Annotated in this window: 15 protein-coding genes; 7 read left to right on the top strand and 8 right to left on the bottom strand. The window is 70.8% G+C overall.

Translation table 11 applies throughout. The features are described from left to right. Positions 1-13 precede the first annotated feature (13 nt). On the top strand, positions 14-286 hold the full coding sequence (locus tag ACWEF2_RS12760; RefSeq protein ID WP_453814674.1) for a putative ATP-grasp-modified RiPP: 273 nt from the start codon (positions 14-16) through the stop codon (positions 284-286). 102 nt (positions 287-388) lie between these two features. Beyond that, complete coding sequence (locus tag ACWEF2_RS12755; RefSeq protein ID WP_453814672.1) at positions 389-709, top strand: hypothetical protein; 321 nt, start codon at positions 389-391, stop codon at positions 707-709. Between the two features lie 255 nt (positions 710-964). Here the strand turns inward: ACWEF2_RS12755 and ACWEF2_RS12750 are convergent, their stop codons facing one another. From ACWEF2_RS12750 to ACWEF2_RS12740, 3 genes are all read right to left on the bottom strand, one after another. Beyond that, entirely contained in the window at positions 965-1,354 is a 390-nt protein-coding gene (locus ACWEF2_RS12750; protein ID WP_355595453.1) for a nuclear transport factor 2 family protein, read from the bottom strand. Next, on the bottom strand, positions 1,345-1,923 hold the full coding sequence (locus ACWEF2_RS12745; protein WP_453814670.1) for a TetR/AcrR family transcriptional regulator: 579 nt from the start codon (positions 1,921-1,923) through the stop codon (positions 1,345-1,347). Before ACWEF2_RS12745 ends, ACWEF2_RS12750 begins: the two co-directional genes overlap by 10 nt. A 130-nt stretch (positions 1,924-2,053) precedes the next feature. Further along, positions 2,054-2,725, bottom strand: a complete 672-nt coding sequence (locus ACWEF2_RS12740; protein ID WP_453814958.1) for a recombinase family protein — start codon at positions 2,723-2,725, stop codon at positions 2,054-2,056. A 453-nt stretch (positions 2,726-3,178) separates the two neighbouring features. Here ACWEF2_RS12740 and ACWEF2_RS12735 point away from each other — a divergent pair, with 453 nt between their 5' ends. Next, complete coding sequence (locus ACWEF2_RS12735) at positions 3,179-3,565, top strand: VOC family protein (protein WP_355600379.1); 387 nt, start codon at positions 3,179-3,181, stop codon at positions 3,563-3,565. 77 nt (positions 3,566-3,642) lie between these two features. Here the strand turns inward: ACWEF2_RS12735 and ACWEF2_RS12730 are convergent, their stop codons facing one another. The 3 genes from ACWEF2_RS12730 to ACWEF2_RS12720 form a co-directional block, all read right to left on the bottom strand. Continuing rightward, on the bottom strand, positions 3,643-4,047 hold the full coding sequence (locus ACWEF2_RS12730; RefSeq protein ID WP_453814667.1) for a type II toxin-antitoxin system VapC family toxin: 405 nt from the start codon (positions 4,045-4,047) through the stop codon (positions 3,643-3,645). Then, the gene (locus ACWEF2_RS12725; RefSeq protein WP_453814665.1) at positions 4,040-4,318 is read right to left on the bottom strand and encodes a type II toxin-antitoxin system Phd/YefM family antitoxin; all 279 of its coding nucleotides are present in this window, start codon (positions 4,316-4,318) and stop codon (positions 4,040-4,042) included. Before ACWEF2_RS12725 ends, ACWEF2_RS12730 begins: the two co-directional genes overlap by 8 nt. 179 nt (positions 4,319-4,497) lie before the next feature. Further along, positions 4,498-7,887, bottom strand: a complete 3,390-nt coding sequence (locus tag ACWEF2_RS12720) for a P-loop NTPase fold protein (protein ID WP_453814663.1) — start codon at positions 7,885-7,887, stop codon at positions 4,498-4,500. 219 nt (positions 7,888-8,106) lie between these two features. Between ACWEF2_RS12720 and ACWEF2_RS12715 the strand changes: the two genes are divergently transcribed. Beyond that, positions 8,107-9,246: an alkaline phosphatase PhoX gene (locus tag ACWEF2_RS12715; RefSeq protein WP_453814661.1), complete on the top strand. Its 1,140-nt coding sequence runs from the start codon at positions 8,107-8,109 to the stop codon at positions 9,244-9,246. Positions 9,247-9,299: 53 nt separating this feature from the next. Here the strand turns inward: ACWEF2_RS12715 and ACWEF2_RS12710 are convergent, their stop codons facing one another. Then, positions 9,300-10,199, bottom strand: coding sequence for a bifunctional helix-turn-helix transcriptional regulator/GNAT family N-acetyltransferase (locus ACWEF2_RS12710; protein WP_453814659.1), 900 nt, complete (start codon positions 10,197-10,199; stop codon positions 9,300-9,302). 213 nt (positions 10,200-10,412) lie between these two features. Between ACWEF2_RS12710 and ACWEF2_RS12705 the strand changes: the two genes are divergently transcribed. Continuing rightward, positions 10,413-11,366, top strand: coding sequence for a lactonase family protein (locus ACWEF2_RS12705; RefSeq protein WP_453814657.1), 954 nt, complete (start codon positions 10,413-10,415; stop codon positions 11,364-11,366). A 113-nt stretch (positions 11,367-11,479) separates the two neighbouring features. Beyond that, the gene (locus ACWEF2_RS12700) at positions 11,480-13,285 is read left to right on the top strand and encodes a N,N-dimethylformamidase beta subunit family domain-containing protein (RefSeq protein ID WP_453814956.1); all 1,806 of its coding nucleotides are present in this window, start codon (positions 11,480-11,482) and stop codon (positions 13,283-13,285) included. Here ACWEF2_RS12700 and glpK read toward each other — a convergent pair. After that, a complete protein-coding gene (gene glpK, locus ACWEF2_RS12695) occupies positions 13,222-14,691 on the bottom strand; it encodes a glycerol kinase GlpK (protein WP_453814656.1) in 1,470 nt (489 codons plus the stop codon). The genes ACWEF2_RS12700 and glpK overlap by 64 nt on opposite strands. A gap of 160 nt (positions 14,692-14,851) precedes the next feature. Between glpK and ACWEF2_RS12690 the strand changes: the two genes are divergently transcribed. Further along, complete coding sequence (locus ACWEF2_RS12690; RefSeq protein ID WP_453814654.1) at positions 14,852-15,877, top strand: 6-phosphofructokinase; 1,026 nt, start codon at positions 14,852-14,854, stop codon at positions 15,875-15,877. The last annotated feature ends 177 nt before the right edge of the window (positions 15,878-16,054 follow it).

Genomic DNA, 16,054 nt, shown 5'->3' with positions numbered 1-16,054 from the left:
AGGGGCGTGCGACATGTCGAACGATCTGCCCATGCGGCCTTGGGGCTTGGGGCGGATGAGTGAACGTCTTCCTGAGGGGCCACCGCTGTATGAGACGACTCAACTCGATCCCGTGACTCAGATCACTCACTTCTACGATACGCGCGGCACGGTTGTGGACATGGGTAAGGAGGGCAGCAGCAAGGCCTTCGTTACCGTCACCATGTCGAGGGGCGGCGGCGGAGATGGTTCAGCCGGAAGCACGCAGGTGGCAGACGACTTCGAAAACGACAACACCTCGGACTAGCGGATGCAGCTATCAGGGGTCCCCGTAGCAAACGGCGAAAATCCAACGGATATGGAGCTGACCTGCGGCTAGTGGGTTCGGCGGGGTGGGGCAAGGATGCCGGTGATCTCGGCGACGGCTTCCCCACCGGGCCGGGTGCGCATCGACCTGACCGGCGCCGTCCTCATCGCCCCTGACTTCAACCACTGCCACCCCGCCACCGCCCGGTTCGACGGGGCGTCCTTCTTCGCCAGGGGCGCCCGGTTCGACGGGGTGGTGGTCGCGGTGCCCGGCGCCCCTCACGTCTGGCCCGAGGGCTGGCGGGTGGCCGTGCAACCGGACGGCACGGCCCGCCTGGAGCGGGAGGCCAGCGTGGGAGCCGACAGTGCGCGGGCGCTGGACTTCCCTCCGATCCGTGTGAAGCTGGGGCAAACCGCCGGGTGAACTTGTGGGAATAACGAGCCAAGGCGCGCGTCATGTCCGCTGCGGCGAAGAACCCGAACAGCCCGAGGGCCCGGGACCAACTCAACCGGGAAGCGCAGTCACGAGCCGACAAGAACGAGCACCAGCGGCGCCGGAACGGTGCCTGAGCCAAGTTGCCGAATTGTTCTTATAGGGGTCGAGCTTGACACCGCCAAATGCCCAACCGCACGCCTCTGTAACAAGCTTTAGGCCTCTCGGGACAGACGCCGAGTCGACCTAGGATCCTGGCGGCGCCCAGCTCGCGGTGTCGGTGATCTGGACCAGTTCGGCGATGCGGCCTTCGCGCAGCGTGAGCGTGTGGGTGAAAGCTGCGTCGAAGGCCTGCCCTCCGGCGCGGGCCGTACCGCGGTAATGGCCGAGCACGACGCAGCGCCCGGCATCCGCCCAGAGGTACTCCTCGGGTACCGGCCTGGTGTCGTAGGCGGTGAAGATGATGCCCCAGCAGTCGCGAAAGGCCGCCTGCGGGCCGTGGTGCACGCCGCCGACCCCGAGGGGCATGCCCTCGCTGACCCGCAACACGAAGTCGGGGTGGAGGGCCGAGAGCATCAGCTCAACGTCGGCCTTCTCGAATCCCTCGTAGAACTTTTCCACCAGTTTTAGAGACATGTCGCTAAAACTACGGCAAGGGCGGCGGTTTCCGCCATCTCCGCGGCCGAATCCGGGATGGGCTTCCTTGCCTGCAGGTGCCGCCGCACCGCGGCGAGCGGCACGTCGACCAGTGCGAACACCATGCGCTCCAGGTCGCAGTCGCTGCGCCTGGCGAGCTCGGCCATCGCCCTCGTCGTCGCGTCGTTGAGCCTGGACAGCTCCTCACCGAGCTCGTCCGGCCAGCGTGCGCTCAGGTCGCGTACGTGTTGCGTAAGCAGCAGCCTCGCCTCGTCGGGGTAGGCCGCCGACCATCGCACGGTGTGCGCGGTTGCCAGCCGTACGGCCTGCTCCAGGTCTTGGGTCGCAATCGCTTGGAGGAAGCCCTCCTGGAAACGGCGCACGGTCCTGACCCACAGGTGGGCCAGCAGCAGGTCGCGCGAGCCGTACCGGTGGTAGATCGAGCCGCTGGGCGCGCCGAGGCGGGCCGCGATCGCGGTGATCGTCACCGCCTCGTGCCCGCTCTCGGCGGCGACGGCCGCCGCGACGTCGAGGATCTGGTCGGGGTCGAACTTCGCAGGGCGTGCCACCCCAGCACGGTAACGACTCGCTTCGCCCCCTGTGCGGCCCGACACGTCCGAGCGGGAACATCGCGCGGCTCAGGCTTCCCGCTACAGCGGCCCCGGGGATCAATGGAACCGTGGTTGGCGCTGAGATTGATCATGGTCTCTGAGCTGGCCCGGAGAGGTTGGCCGACTCCTTCGTGCTTCCCTGTCCCGGAAGGCCCCCAGCGGCCTGGAGGGCGGCGAAGTCGATGTGCGCAGCAGTGACGGCTTCGGGGTACGCGGCTCGCTTCTCATGTTCGGCCAGGGCTCGGTAGATGCTGGACAGGCTCGGGTTCTGCCCCTTGCGCTTGCCGGTGGGGATGATCAGGTCGGACTGGATCTGCTCGACGGCTTCGCCGCCCATGCGGCGGCGGAGCACGGTGTGCAGCATGTCGTCGGTGATGACCGGCGGCCGGCCGCCGTGCTTGCCCTTGCGGGCCGCGGTGTCGAGCCCTTCCAGTGTCGACTCCCGGATGTTCTCCCGCTCGGTCTCCGCCATCGCCGCGAAGAACGCGAACAGTAGGCGGCCGTGCCCGCTCGGGTCGTAGATCCCGGCCAGGGGCCCGGCGAGCATCTCCAGGACCAGGCCGTGGGCTGCGAGGTGGTCGGCGAGCGCGGTGAGCTCGGCTGCATCGCGTCCGAGCCGCTTCATCTCGTACACGGTGAAGATGACCCGGCAGTGCGGGGCATGCGCCTTGATCTCGCGGGCGGCGTCGAGCGCGGCCTCGAACTTCGGCCGAACCCGCACGCGGGTGCTGATCTTCTCGGCGAATACCGGTGGGTGGATGGTGTATCAGCATGGGCCGATCAAACTGTGGGACGAGGTCGAAGAGGCCATTCTGACGTGGCAGGGGGCCGGGTGTCCGCACCAGTCCGGGTTTGGGCTTACCGTGACGAGGCGGGAACAGCGCGTCTGGCTCGGTGAGCCCGGTGGGCCGAGCTGGAACCTGCCCGCATAGGGGCTCTGTACGAACAGCGGTATGGAGAGGTGCTTTCCTTACCTCCGGCCGACCTGCTGATCTTGCTGTGCCGACGGTGAGGACGTCGGGTGCGTTTATGCCCACCAGGACATGTCTTTAGTGTGAAATGTCCTAATAATGGCGGTTCTATGTATGATTCGTGAGACGGCTTTCGGAGGCGGGGCCTTCTGGAGAACGCTCCGGTTCCGGGGTGAACGGGGTGGAGGGACTCGTGGAACCCCCAGGGGCGTTTCCTGCTCCGCTGTGTAAGTATTTCCAGTATGTCAGTCGAGTTGAACCACACCATTGTTTTCGCCCGGGACCGTCAGGCGTCCGCCGAGTTCCTGGCGACCATTCTGGGGCTGGAGGTCGGGGCGGTCTGGGGGCCGTTCCTGCCGGTGTCGACCAGTAACGGCGTCACCTTGGACTTCGCGACCAGAGACCAGGACGTGATCGCCTCGCAGCACTACGCGTTCCTGGTGCCCGAGGAGGACTTCGATCCGATCTTCGAGCGGATCCAGCAGGCCGGAGTCACCTACTACGCCGATCCGGGTCTCAAGAAGCCGGGACAGATCAACCACAACGACGGCGGGCGCGGCGTGTACTTCCTGGACCCGGTCGGCCACATCATGGAGGTCATCACCCGCCCCTACGGCAGCGGCGGGTAAGCACCGCCGTACCCGTCGAGTCAGGAAAGCCTGAGGTCAGGGCGCTGTTCGTCATGGCGTGCGCTGTGGGGTGATCGTCAGATGGGCACTGTTCTCACCACCGATTCGAGGCCCTTGAAATCGGCGTGGTTACGTGTGTAGAGCGGCAGCCCCCGGGTGGACGCCACCGCGGCGATCATCAGATCCATTCTGCGGGGGCGAGGGTCCCGGTTGGCGGCCATCGTGAGAGCGACCAGGGTTCCGTAGCGGGCGGCGGCGTCGCCGTCAAAGGGCAGAGGGGCGAAGTCGGCGACCGCCGCCCCCAGTTTCTCCATACGTGCGGCTCTGGCTCCGGCGTCCCGGGCCATGGCGACGCCCTGGTGGAGTTCGGCGAGGGTGATCGCGGTGATCTCCGGGATGATCGGCAGCCGTGCCGGATCGATCAGGTCGAGATCGATGTAGGTGCAGGTGTCGAGGACCCCGGACTCGTCGCGCTCAGGCACGGCCGCGCTCCCAGGGGTCGTCGCCGCCGACGCGGTCCTCCGTGCCGAAGAATTCGTCGGCCTCCTGCCGCATGCGCGCGTGGTCCACGCGCGGTAGGCGCCGATGCCGGGAGACCAGTTCCTCCGCGGTCAGACGTCGCCTGCGAGCCAGGGGCCGCAGTTCGGCGACCTCGATGCCGTTACGGGTGATGTGGTAGACCTCGCCGGCCTCCACGGCATCCATGACGGCCGCGGAGTTGTTGCGGAACTCACGCTGGGTAATCGTCTTCACCCATCCAATGTAGCTCGATGTGTCGCAAGGTGCTACGCGTTCCCTGCTTCGATCATCGTTTGGCGTCAGAGGCGGCAGCCTGGATCCGACGGAACTCGTGCCGGGTCATCGTTTGCGCGCACTCAGCGTGTCCCGGGTCTGTTCCGGTGTGTCGTCTGCTCCGTCATCGGTCGGAGGGTTCAGAGGAGGTGGCGGGCGAGGGGGGCGATGGGGTGGGGGAAGGAGAGCAGGTCGCGCAGGGTGTTCAGGTGAGTGTCGTCCCAGGCGCCGGGGCCGGCCAGGCCCGCCTCGCGGACGGCCTGTTCCCAGGCCGGGTCGTCGCCCGCGCTCGCGGCGTTTTCGAGGCTCTGCAGCACGGTGGCCCCGTCGATCTCCACGACCAGCAGCGACAGCAGGTGCGGCCAGTGGATGGTCAGCGCCGCGAGCTTTGCGACCTCGGAGTCCGAGGCGGGCTCCGCTCCGGCGAGCGCGCGCCGGTAGGTGAGGAAGGAGTAGAAGCGGAAGACGTTCACGTAGCGCTTGATCTGGCGGGGGTTGAAGAACGTCAGGGCCGGCAGCACGAACTCGATCGCCTGGTAGGCGTTCTCGTCGCTGTAGAGGCTGTCGAAGACCCGGTCGGCGGCCTCGCGTGTCGCCGAGGACAGCCCGCCGATCGTGTCCGGGCTTTCGACGCCCAGGGCCTCCTGTGCCAGCCTCGCCGCCTCGTCCAGGGTCACGGCCGTCGGCCGTAGCGCCCGGATGGCGTCCTCCAGGCGGCTCACCTGCGCCGGATCCGGCGGCTCCACCGACCGGGGCCGGGGTACGGCCGGCGGCCCGTCGATCGGGGTGCGCGGCTCCGGGCCGATGTCGGGAGGCGGAGAGCCGAGATCGGGTGAGCCGTGTCCGGCCTCCGGCTGGGACCCGGGGCTCTGGGAGTCGTGTCCGGCGCGCGGGTGAGGGGCGGAGGCGTACGGGTGAGGTCCGGCCTCCCGGGATCGGGGAGCGGGGAGGGCCGTTCCGGGGGAGTGCGGTCCGGCGACCTCCGGGGAGGGCCCCCGCGGGCCCGGTGCGCCCGTGGTGGTGGCCGGTTCGGCGGGGACGGCGACCTCGGGCATACCCAGCAGGGCCCGTACGAAGGCGGGCAGCCGGTCGGCGTCGTCGAGCAGCGGAACGCTCAGCGGCAGTTGCACGATCTTCTCCAGGAACCGCCAGCCCAGCCCGGACCGCCCGCCGTCCGGCAGCGTCTCCATCAGCTCTCGATAGGCGGCCTCCACGTGCGCGACGACCACCTCCGGCTCCATGGCCAGCACGAACACACAGTTCGGGAACTCGCCCGCGAGGAACAGGTTGATCGCCTCGATGACCTGCGCCACCGTTCCCGGCGAGCACCGGTCCAGGTCGTCCACGAACACCACCAGCGGCCGGTCCTCGGTGGCCACCAGGTCGAGCACGTGCCGCATGTCGGTCTGCACCAGGTGCAGGAAACCGGTCCTGGACCGGTAGCCGGGACCGCCCGCGACCTCGCCCGCGAACCTCTCGGCCGCGTCGCGCGCGAGCACGTCGGGCTGCTGGACCAGGCCGGAGAAGGCGCTGTTCGCCGACTCGCCGAAGAACCTCGCCAGCCGTACGGCGCCCGTCCCGACCACGGCCACCGAGCCGGCCGAGCCGATCGCGGCGGCCGTGTTCCGCAGAAGGGCGTCGAGCGCCGGCAGCAGCGCGGCGGCGGCGAGCAGCGCCCCGGTGAGGACCAGCGTGGCCACCAGGCTGAGCGCGAGCGGGGCGAGACGGGTCATCACCAGGTGGTAGGCGCGCCGGCGCACCGCCTCCCGGTCGACCCTGGTGAGGTTGAGCTCCAGCCAGAACCGCTCCCGCTCGATGCGGGGCAGCCGTTCGGTGACCTGGCTGATGATCTCGTGGGCGAGCCCGGCCCAGACCTGCTCGCCGTTCTGGTACATCCACGGGTTGAACCAGACGGTCGGCCGCCAGTCGGCCCGCCGTACCGGCAGGGGGCCGGGCACCGCCCGCCCCGCGCTCTCCCGGGGGCGCCGTCTGGCCCTGGCCAGCACCTCCCCGTTGGTCAGGGCTCTGTCCGGGTGGGAGCCGGGCAGATGGATCTCGGCGGGCTCCTCTCCCGCGGCTCCGGGGTCCAGCAGGTCCTGGATCATCCGCATCAGGGAGGTCTTCCCGGCGCCCCACGGTCCCTTGACGCCGATGGTGAGCGGCGGGCGGGTCTCGGGGTGGCGGACGAACGCGGCGATGGCCTCGGCGTAGACCCGGTGCCCGAGCCGGTCCTCCGTGGTCCACCGGTCGGCGGTGAGCCGGGTCCTCGGCTGTACGGCCCGCAGCCCGGCCCGTCTGCGGCGCAGTACCGCGGAGATCTGGGCGCTCTCGGCGGCCGACAGCCGCGAGTAGCCGAAGGCCCGCACGTCCGGGTGGACGAACGTGGCCGTCTCGCCGAGCAGCCCCCACTCCCTGAGCTCGGAGGCGTCGCCGAAGACCTCGTCCACGGACTCGTCCTCGTCCAGGAGGGAGGCCCTGCGCAGCAGTTCCCTGGCCGGCTCGCTCAGGTGGAGCTCGTAGATCCGCTGGACGATCTCGACGCCCGACGCCGGTGGGGTGGGCTCGCCGAGCCGGGCCACGGCCTGGGCGAAGGCGGCGGGGGGCGCGGCGGACCGGTCCCCGGCCCGGGTCAGCGCGACGTCCGTGACGGCGCCGTAGGTGATCAGGATGGGGGTGCGGGCGGCTGAGGCGGTCGCGTAGTGGCGGAGCGCGTAGCCGTGCAGTTCGCCCACGGTGATCACTCCGTCGCCGTCGAGGTCGGCGGCTCGGGTCACCAGGCCCTCGGTGAGGACCTCGGTCAGGCTGCGCACCGGGCCGGGGAGCGTCTCGTCGAACCGCAGTGTCAGGGTGAGGGCCGCCGCGACCACCCGGGGCTCTCCCGCCACGGCCAGCTGCCTGACCGGCTCCGCGGATTCGTCGAGGGCGCTCCAGCCGAAGTCCACGATCAGTAGTACGGCCGCGGCCAGCGACCGGCCGACCTGCCGGCCGAACGCGCCGATCATCGATCCGAGCTGCCCGGAGGTCCAGCCGTCGTCGGCGGGCAGCCGGATCACCAGCAGGTCCCGCTCCTGCGCCGACCTGAGAAACTCCCAGACCCGTTCGCCGTCGGCCTCCGCGCCCCGGCTGTGCTCGGCGTCCACCGTGTAGCCCTCCGCGCGGAGCACGCTCGCCAGGCGCGCGTCCGGCCGTGAGACGGCCAGCGCCGGCGTTGGCGTTGGCGGTGTCGTGGCCGGTGTCACGGCCGGTGTCAGGGTGGGCGTCGTGGCAGGCGGAGGCGTCGGCGCGGTCGCCCGGGTGGTCGCCGGGACCGCCGGGGGTGCTGGAGCGGTCCGGGCCGTCTCGGCTGCCGGGGTCGTCTGGACGGTGGGCGGCGCGGCGGGCGGGGACGCCGGGGCCGGACCGGGGGAGGCGGCGGGCGGGGGGCCGGACAGGGGGCCGGACGGTGCGTCGAGGAAGATCAGAGCTCTGCGGGCACCCACCCGGGGGGCGGTCTCGAAGATCGGATTCGCGAACGCGAGTCCTTCGTTCAACGGTTCTCCCGGTCTGACGGCGATGTGATCCCACTCTGGACGCACCAGCGCCGGATAATGAGGATCTTGACGATAGGGCGACCTGTTTTGGGCAATGTTTGCCCTCTGGGGGCCGTAAAGTTTGGGCCCCGGAAGTCGCGTCGTTCACCTGAATTCAATGGATTTGTCGTGTACCGTCAACTCGCTTGTCATGCACTGTCAAGGCAGTGAGGAGACACAATGCTTCGTCGAACATTCGTGCGCGCGGGAGGTCTGGCCATCGGGACGGCCCTGGCCGGATCGCTCTGGCAGGACGCCGCCCGCGCCATCTCGCCGCAGGGGGACAGCCCCTATGGCCCGCTCGGCGCACCCGACGCCAACGGGCTCGCCCTTCCGGACGGGTTTACCGGCAGGGTCGTCGCCCGCACCGGCAACCGGGTCGGTGGGATGCTCTGGCACCCCGCTCCGGACGGTGGTGCTTGCTTCCCCGACGGAGACGGTTGGATCTACGTGTCCAACTCGGAGATCCCGTTGCACGGTGGGGCGAGCGCGATCAAGTTCGGGTCCGACGGCACCATCCGCGGCGCCTATCGCATTCTCTCGGACACCACGCTCAACTGCGCCGGTGGACGTACTCCGTGGAACACCTGGTTGTCGTGCGAGGAGACCTCGCGCGGGCGGGTCTTCGAGTGCGATCCATACGGCGTGCGCACCGCGCTGCCCCGCCTGGCCATGGGCAGGTTCAAGCACGAGGCCGCCGCCTGCGACCCGGTCCGGCAGGTGGTCTACATGACCGAGGACGAGCGGGACGGCTGCTTCTACCGCTTCCGCCCCAACCGCTGGGGCAGCCTGACGTCGGGACGGCTGGAGGTGCTCTGCGTCGACTCCGACTCCGACACCGGGCCGGTGATCTGGAAGCGGGTGTCCGACCCCGCCGCGGTGCGGGAGATGACCCGCTACCAGGTGGACGAGGCCGGTCACTTCCAGGGAGGAGAGGGCTGCTACTACGCCGACGGCGTCTGCTTCTTCACCACCAAGGTGGACAACCGGGTCTGGGGCTACGACGCCGAGCGCCAGCGTCTGGAGGTCGTCTATGACGCCGACGCCCCGCTGAAAGGCGTGGACAACCTCACCGGCACCCCCGGTGGAGATCTCTACGTCGCCGAGGACGGCGACAACATGGAGATCAACCTGATCACCCCCGACCGGACGGTCGCCCCGTTCCTCCGGCTCGACGGTCACCTCAAGTCGGAGATCACCGGTCCCGCCTTCTCACCGGACGGCAGCCGCCTGTACTTCTCCTCCCAGCGTGGTGTCCTCGGTGACCCCGCCGGGACCGACGGCTTCACCTACGAGGTCGCCGGGCCGTTCCGCCGCTGACCGGCCCGTTTCACCGACCGGCAGTCGGCGCCGGTCGGTCACAGGTCCGTCGGTCACAGGTCCAGAACCCAGATCTCCTCGACGACGCCGTCGGCGGCCTGTTCCTCGACGAGCCGGAAGCCCGCGGTGCGGTAGATCCTCCGGGCCCCGGTCAGCACGTCCCGGGTCCAGAGCATCATCCGCCGGTAGCCCGCGGTCCTGGCGAAGCGCAGACACTCCTCGACGAGCCGCCGGCCGATCCCGGTCCCCCGGACGGACGGCTCCACCAGCAGCATCCGCAGCTGGGCCGTCTCGTCGTCCTTGCGCACGCAGAAGACGCACCCCACCCGCTCGCCGTCCAACTCGGCGATCCATCCGGCCTCGCGCAGCGGGTCGTGGGCGTCCCCGTAGTCGGCCACGATCCTGGCCACCAGCGCCTCGAAGTCCTGGCCCCAGCCGTACTCCCGGCTGTAGAGCACGCCGTGCCGGTACACCGTCCAGCCGAGATCCCCCGAACGCAGCGGGCGGATGACGTACGGCTCCGCCTTCCGGGCCCGGGTGAGGATCTCCCGGATCGTGGCCATGCTCGCCGCCAGCCGCCGCCGGTCCTCCTCGGTCGCCCCTTCCAGCAGGTTCCGCACCTGCGCCGCCGAGCGCTCGTCGAGGGTGGCGAACGTGTCCCTGCCCGCCCCGGTCAGCCGGATGATCTGCCGCCGCGCGTCGGCGGCCGACCGCTCCCGCACGAGCAGGCCGTCCTTCTCGAACCGCCCGAGCATCCGGCTGAGGTATCCGGAGTCCAGTTCCAGCAGCCGCCGCAGCTCACCGGTCTCCATACGGTCCCGCAGGTGGAGCTCGAACAGCACCCTCACCTCCGTGAGGGAGAAGGGGCTGTCCAGAAGACCCTGCTGGAGCAGGCCGATGACCTCGGTGTAGAAGCGGTTGAACGCGCGGACCTCCGCGAGAAGGTTGTCCATACCTGACAGAATCAGCCGTTCCATTGACCTGGTCAATCAAAACGCCTAAGTACCATGCTCTCCGCACAGGACTGGTCTTGTCCGGCGATGAAGCCGTCCGTGGGACACCCGTGTCCAGCCTGGGGGATGACTGCGCTAGGTTCGCAGACTGGTCGAGAACGGATGACGAGTCTTCGGGCGGCGCGGACCGCCCGATCCGGCGGCGGGAGCATGATGGCTGAGCTTGCGTACATCGGCGGGTACACCCCGGACACCGGGGGATCCGGGGTGGGGATCACCGTTGTGGAGCTGGGAAGCCTCGCGCGGCTCGGCGGCACCCCGGCCTCGGGCCCGTCGTTCCTCGCCGCCCACCCCCGGCTGCCGATCCTGTACGCCGTGGGAGAGGGCGAGCGGGGCACGGTCGGCGTCTTCGCCCGCGCCGGGCGCGGCGCGCCGGTCCCCCTGGCCCAGCGGCCGAGCGGCGGCTCGTTCCCCTGTCACCTGGCCGTCGACCCGTCCGGCACGCTGCTCGCGGTGGCCAACTACGGCGACGGCACGGTGACCGTGCACCGGATCGACGGACTCGGTCTCCTGACCTGCGAGGTGCGGACCTTCCCCTACCGGGCCGGCGCCCACGCCCACCAGGCCGTCTTCGGCCCCGACGGCGTGCTGTACGTGGCCGACCTGGGCGCCGACGAGATCCGCCGCTACCTGGTCGAAGGTCAGGTGGCGCCGCACCCCGAGGGCCCGGTACCGCTGGCCCGGGGGATGGGCCCCCGGCACATGGCCCGCTCCGGGGACCACTGGTACGTGACCGGGGAGTCGGACGGCACGGTCCGCGTCTACGACGACGGCTGGCGCGAGGTCCGGGCCGTCGCCGCCACCACCTCGGGCGCCGCCTGCGGTAACCGCCCCTCGCACCTGGAGGTGTCCGACGGGCTCGTCTACGTCGCCAACCGGGGGCCCGACACGATCTCGGTGCTCTCCCCGCTCACCCTGGACCCGATCGCGGAGGTCGCCTGCGGCGGGGTCTGGCCCAGGCACTTCGCCGTCGCCGACGGCCGGATGTACGTGGCCAACCAGCGTTCCGGCGGCGTCGCCGTACTGGAGCTGAAGGACGGGATCCCCCGGCCGGGCGCGGAGGTGTTCGCGGTCGACACCCCCACCTGCGTGCTGCCGCTCTCCTGATCCCGCCCTGAGCCCATCCCGAGCCCGCATCGGGGCCGTCGTGGGGCCGTGGTGCGGCCAAGAACCGGCCAAGTCGCAGGTGAGAGGCCCTGTGGGGGGTCATGCTGGTGACCATGTTCCGAGCGTCCACGCATCTGGCGATCACACTGACGGCGACCGCGGTGGTCGTCGGCTGCGCCGTCGTCGCCGACCGCGCACCCGGCCCGCCCGCGGCGATCCCCTCGCCTGCGGGCCTGCCCTCACCGGTGCCCTCCTCCCTGGCCTCCCCGGCCTCTCCGGTGGAGAACCCCACCCCGGCGGGCGCCGGGGCCGCGGGCGCGCCCGGCGCGACCGCCGTCCCCGCCCCGACCGGCACCCCCGGCAACGCCACCGTGGCGGAGAACGCCAAGGAGGGCGATCCGCGCTGGCGGGTGACCAACCGCGGTGCCGAACACGAGATCGAGGGCTTCGCCGACCGGGTGAGCGTGCTACCGGGTGAGCCGTTCCGGCTGTACGTCTCGACCACCGCCGACCACTACACCGCCCGGGCCTTCCGGATGGGCTGGTACGGCGGAGCCGGCGCCCGGATGGTCTGGGAGTCGGCCAAGACCCCCGGGGAGAGGCAGGAGCGGTCCAGGACGATCGCCGCGACCCGGGCGGTGACCGCCGGTCACTGGCGGCCGGGTCCCGAGGTGGACACCACCGGCTGGCCCGAGGGCTCCTACCTGATCCGGCTGGACGCCGCCACCGGAGGTCAGCGCTACGTCCCGCTCACGGTCAGGTCCGCCTCGACCCAGGGGCGCGTGGTCGTCGTCAACGCGGTCACCACCTGGCAGGCGTACAACCTCTGGGGCGGTCGCAGCCTTTACCTGGGTCCCGGCGGTTTCGAGGACAGGTCCCGCGCGGTCAGCTTCGACCGTCCCTACGACACCTCGGGCGCCCGGCTCTTCCTGGACCTGGAGCGCGACGCGATCGAGGTCGCCGAGCACAGCGGCGTCCCGCTGGCCTACATCACCAACCTGGAGCTCGAAAGCGATCCGCGTGTTCTCGACGGCGCCCGGGGCCTGGTCTCCCTGGGCCACGACGAGTACTGGTCGACCCGCATGCGCCGCACCGTGGAGGCCGCCCGCGACCACGGCACCAACGTCGCCTTCCTCGGTGCCAACGCCGTCTACTGGCGGATCCGGTTCGCCGCGACGCCGATGGGCCGCGACCGCATGATCGTCTGCCACAAGGACGCGGCGGAGGACCCGACCACCGACCGGTGGCGCGAGAGCGAGCCGGAGAGCTCGCTGACCGGCCCGATGTACAACTGCTTCCCCGCCGAGGCCGCCTATGTGGTCCACCGCGCCGACAGCTGGATCTTCGAGGGGACCGGGGTCAGACGCGGTACCGCCTTCCCGGGCATGGCCGGGGTGGAGACCGACGAGGTCCTCCCGGGGGTGCCCCGCCCGATGGAGATCCTGTCGATCTCCCCGGTCGACTGCGGCGGCCGGGCCACCACCGCGCACAGCGCCTACTACACCGCGCCGAGCGGTGCCGGGGTGTTCAGCTCCGGCACGATGCGCTGGGTGTGCGCGATGCGCGGCTCCCGCTGCGGCCACGGCGTCACCGACCGGGCGGGACTCTTCGTCCGCAGGGCCACCACGAACATTCTGCGGGCCTTCGCCGCCGGTCCGGCCGCGCACGAGCACCCGGCCCGGGACAACCTCACGCCCCTGGGCCTGGCCGGCCCCCTCCGCGGGCGCGACGGCCACCGTGACCGCGACGGCCGCCCGGACGGCCGCCGCGACGGTGACCGCGACCGCCGCCGTGACGAGGGCCGCGCCCCTGACGGCCGGCCCGACCGTGACGGCCACCGGAGGCACGGATCGCACTACACCCACGAGCGGGCCCGGTCCACCGCCTTCAGCCAGCGGGCGTACGCCGTGCCGTCCTGAACGCCGGGCTCGAAACGCCGCTCCAGGCTCCAGGTCTCGCGCAGCTCGTCCGTGGAGGACCAGACGCCGGTGCCGAGCCCTGCGAGGAACGCCGCCCCCAGCGCGGTGGTCTCCCGGACCGCGGGCCGCTCGACCGGAGTGCCGAGCTGGTCGGCCTGGAGCTGCATGAGCAGGTCGTTGCCGCTGGCGCCGCCGTCCGCCTTCAGCGTGGGCACCCGCAGGCCCGCCGCGCCGGTCATGACCTCCACCACGTCGCGCACCTCGAACGCGATCGCCTCCAGCGTCGCGCGGACCAGGTGGGCGCGGGTGGTGCCCCGGGTGATGCCGAGCACGGTGCCCCGGGCGCCGGGGTCCCAGTGCGGCGCGCCGAGACCGGTCAGCGCGGGCACGAACACCACGCCGCCGCTGTCGGGGACCGTGCGCGCCAGGGCCTCGGACTCCTGCGCGGTGTCGATCAGCCCCAGCCCGTCGCGGAGCCACTGCACGGCGGCGCCGGTGACGAAGATCGAGCCCTCCAGGGCGTAGGTGATCTCGCCGGACGGGGTCTGCCAGGCCACGGTGGTCAGCAGTCCGGCGTCGGACCTGACGGGCTCGGCCCCGGTGTTGATCAGGACGAAGGATCCCGTCCCGTAGGTGCACTTCACGTCGCCGGGGGAGAAGCAGGTCTGCCCGAACAGCGCGGCCTGCTGGTCGCCGGCCATGCCGCCGATCGGCAGGTCCAGGCCGAGGAAGGCGGCGGGGTCGGTCCGGCCGATCTCACCGTGGTTCGGCACGATCTCCGGCAGAGCGCCCACAGGCACCCCGAACAGCTCGCACAGCTCCGCCGACCACCCGCCGGCCCGGAGGTCGTACAGCAGTGTGCGGGAGGCGTTGGAGGCGTCGGTGACGTGCCGGGCGCCGCCGGTCAGCCGCGCCACCAGATAGGAGTCGACCGTGCCCACGACGGCGTTTCCCGAGGTCACGGCCGACCATGACCTGGGGTCGTGCTCACCCAGCCAGGTAAGCTTGGAAGCGGTGAAATACGGGTCCAACCGCAGCCCGGTCAGCGCGGCCACCCCGGGCTCGTGCCCCGCCTCGCGCAGTCGCGCGCAGATCTCCGCCGTGCGGCGGTCCTGCCAGACGATCGCCGGGCGGGTCGCGGCGAGGGTGGCGGAGTCCCACAGGACGACGGTCTCGCGCTGGTTGGTGATCCCCACGCAGGACGGGACGGTGCTCGCCCGGTCCAGCGCGGTACGGCAGGCGGCCAGCGTGGCCTGCCAGATCTCCTCCGGAACATGTTCCACCCAGCCGGGTTCGGGAAAGTACTGGGCGAACTCCCGGTACCCCCGGGAGTCGACACGGCCGTCCTCGGTCACGACGAGCGCGGTGACCCCCGTCGTGCCGGCGTCGATGGCGAGAACGGACATAGGAGGACTCCTTCATTTTGGTCTAGACCATTGGCCTCTTCTGTGGGCAGAATGCGGTGCGTCGGCGGCCGGGACCCCCGCCGGCCGCGCTACCCCGCTTAGTCTGGCCATCTTGTCTCGCAACCACCACTTTGCCGCGGAACCACTGTCGGAGGATGTCATGCGTGTTGGAGTGCTTACCGGGGGCGGCGACTGCCCCGGCCTGAACGCCGTTATCCGCGCCGTCGTGCGCAAGGGCGCCGGCGTCTACGGTTATGAGTTCGTCGGATTCCGCGACGGCTGGCGCGGGCCGCTCGAAGGCGACACCATGCCGCTGGACATCCAGGCCGTGCGGGGCATCCTGCCGCGTGGCGGCACGATCCTCGGCTCGTCGCGGACCAACCCGATGACCATCGAGGGCGGCGTTGAGAAGATCAAGGACAATTTGGCGGCGAACGGGGTCGACGCGCTGATCGCCATCGGCGGCGAGGACACGCTCGGCGTCGCCAAGCAGCTCTTCGACAAGGGCGTGCGGGTCGTCGGCGTGCCGAAGACGATCGACAACGATCTCAACGCCACCGACTACACCTTCGGCTTCGACACCGCGGTCAACATCGCCACCGAGGCCATCGACCGGCTCCACACCACCGCCGAGTCCCACCATCGCGCCCTGATCTGCGAGGTCATGGGCCGCCACGCGGGCTGGATCGCCCTGCACGCGGGCATGGCCGGCGGCGCCAACGTCATCCTCATCCCGGAGAAGCCCTTCGACATCGACCGGGTCTGCGCCTACGTGGAGTCCCGGTTCAAGACCCGCTACGCGCCGATCATCGTGGTGGCCGAGGGCGCCCACCCGATCGAGGGGCAGACCGCCCTGCAGGCGGGCGAGCTCGACTCCTTCGGCCACGTCCGGCTCGGCGGCATCGGGGAGAGGCTCGCCAAGGAGATCGAGAAGCGGACCGGCAAGGAGGCCCGCACCACCGTGCTCGGTCACATCCAGCGCGGCGGCACGCCCACGGCCTTCGACCGGGTGCTCGCCACCCGGTTCGGCCTGCACGCCATCGACGCCGTGCACGAGGGCCGCTTCGGCGCCATGGTCGCGCTGCACGGCACCGACGTGGTCACGGTAGGCCTCGACGAGGCCACCAAGGAGCTGAAGACCGTGCCGGTCAGCCGATACGAGGAGGCCGAGGTCTTCTTCGGCTGACACCCGGGGCCTCCGGGCGTGACGAGGGGAGTCCCCCCGGTCGAAGGCCGCGGCGGCCCCCTATCGCCTTGCAAACGTTCTGCAAGCGCCCGGCCCTAGCTTCGTGTCATGGGCGGCTGGCCGCCTGTAACCCCCTCCGTGTACGGCTTGCGTCTCGGCTGAGCGGCCCGCGATGAC

The sequence above is a fragment of the Streptosporangium sp. NPDC004631 genome (assembly GCF_053601935.1).
Note: the sequence above shows the minus strand (reverse complement) of the source record. Positions and strands in the feature narration are given on the sequence as shown.

Excerpts from the sequence above, each read along its gene's own strand:
- ACWEF2_RS12760 (WP_453814674.1), top strand. The coding sequence starts at position 14 with ATGTCGAACGATCTGCCCATGCGGCCTTGGGGCTTGGGGCGGATGAGT.
- ACWEF2_RS12750 (WP_355595453.1), bottom strand. The coding sequence starts at position 1,354 with ATGTCTCTAAAACTGGTGGAAAAGTTCTACGAGGGATTCGAGAAGGCC.
- ACWEF2_RS12735 (WP_355600379.1), top strand. The coding sequence starts at position 3,179 with ATGTCAGTCGAGTTGAACCACACCATTGTTTTCGCCCGGGACCGTCAG.
- ACWEF2_RS12715 (WP_453814661.1), top strand. The coding sequence starts at position 8,107 with ATGCTTCGTCGAACATTCGTGCGCGCGGGAGGTCTGGCCATCGGGACG.
- ACWEF2_RS12710 (WP_453814659.1), bottom strand. The coding sequence starts at position 10,199 with ATGGACAACCTTCTCGCGGAGGTCCGCGCGTTCAACCGCTTCTACACC.
- ACWEF2_RS12705 (WP_453814657.1), top strand. The coding sequence starts at position 10,413 with ATGGCTGAGCTTGCGTACATCGGCGGGTACACCCCGGACACCGGGGGA.
- ACWEF2_RS12700 (WP_453814956.1), top strand. The coding sequence starts at position 11,480 with ATGTTCCGAGCGTCCACGCATCTGGCGATCACACTGACGGCGACCGCG.
- glpK (WP_453814656.1), bottom strand. The coding sequence starts at position 14,691 with ATGTCCGTTCTCGCCATCGACGCCGGCACGACGGGGGTCACCGCGCTC.
- ACWEF2_RS12690 (WP_453814654.1), top strand. The coding sequence starts at position 14,852 with ATGCGTGTTGGAGTGCTTACCGGGGGCGGCGACTGCCCCGGCCTGAAC.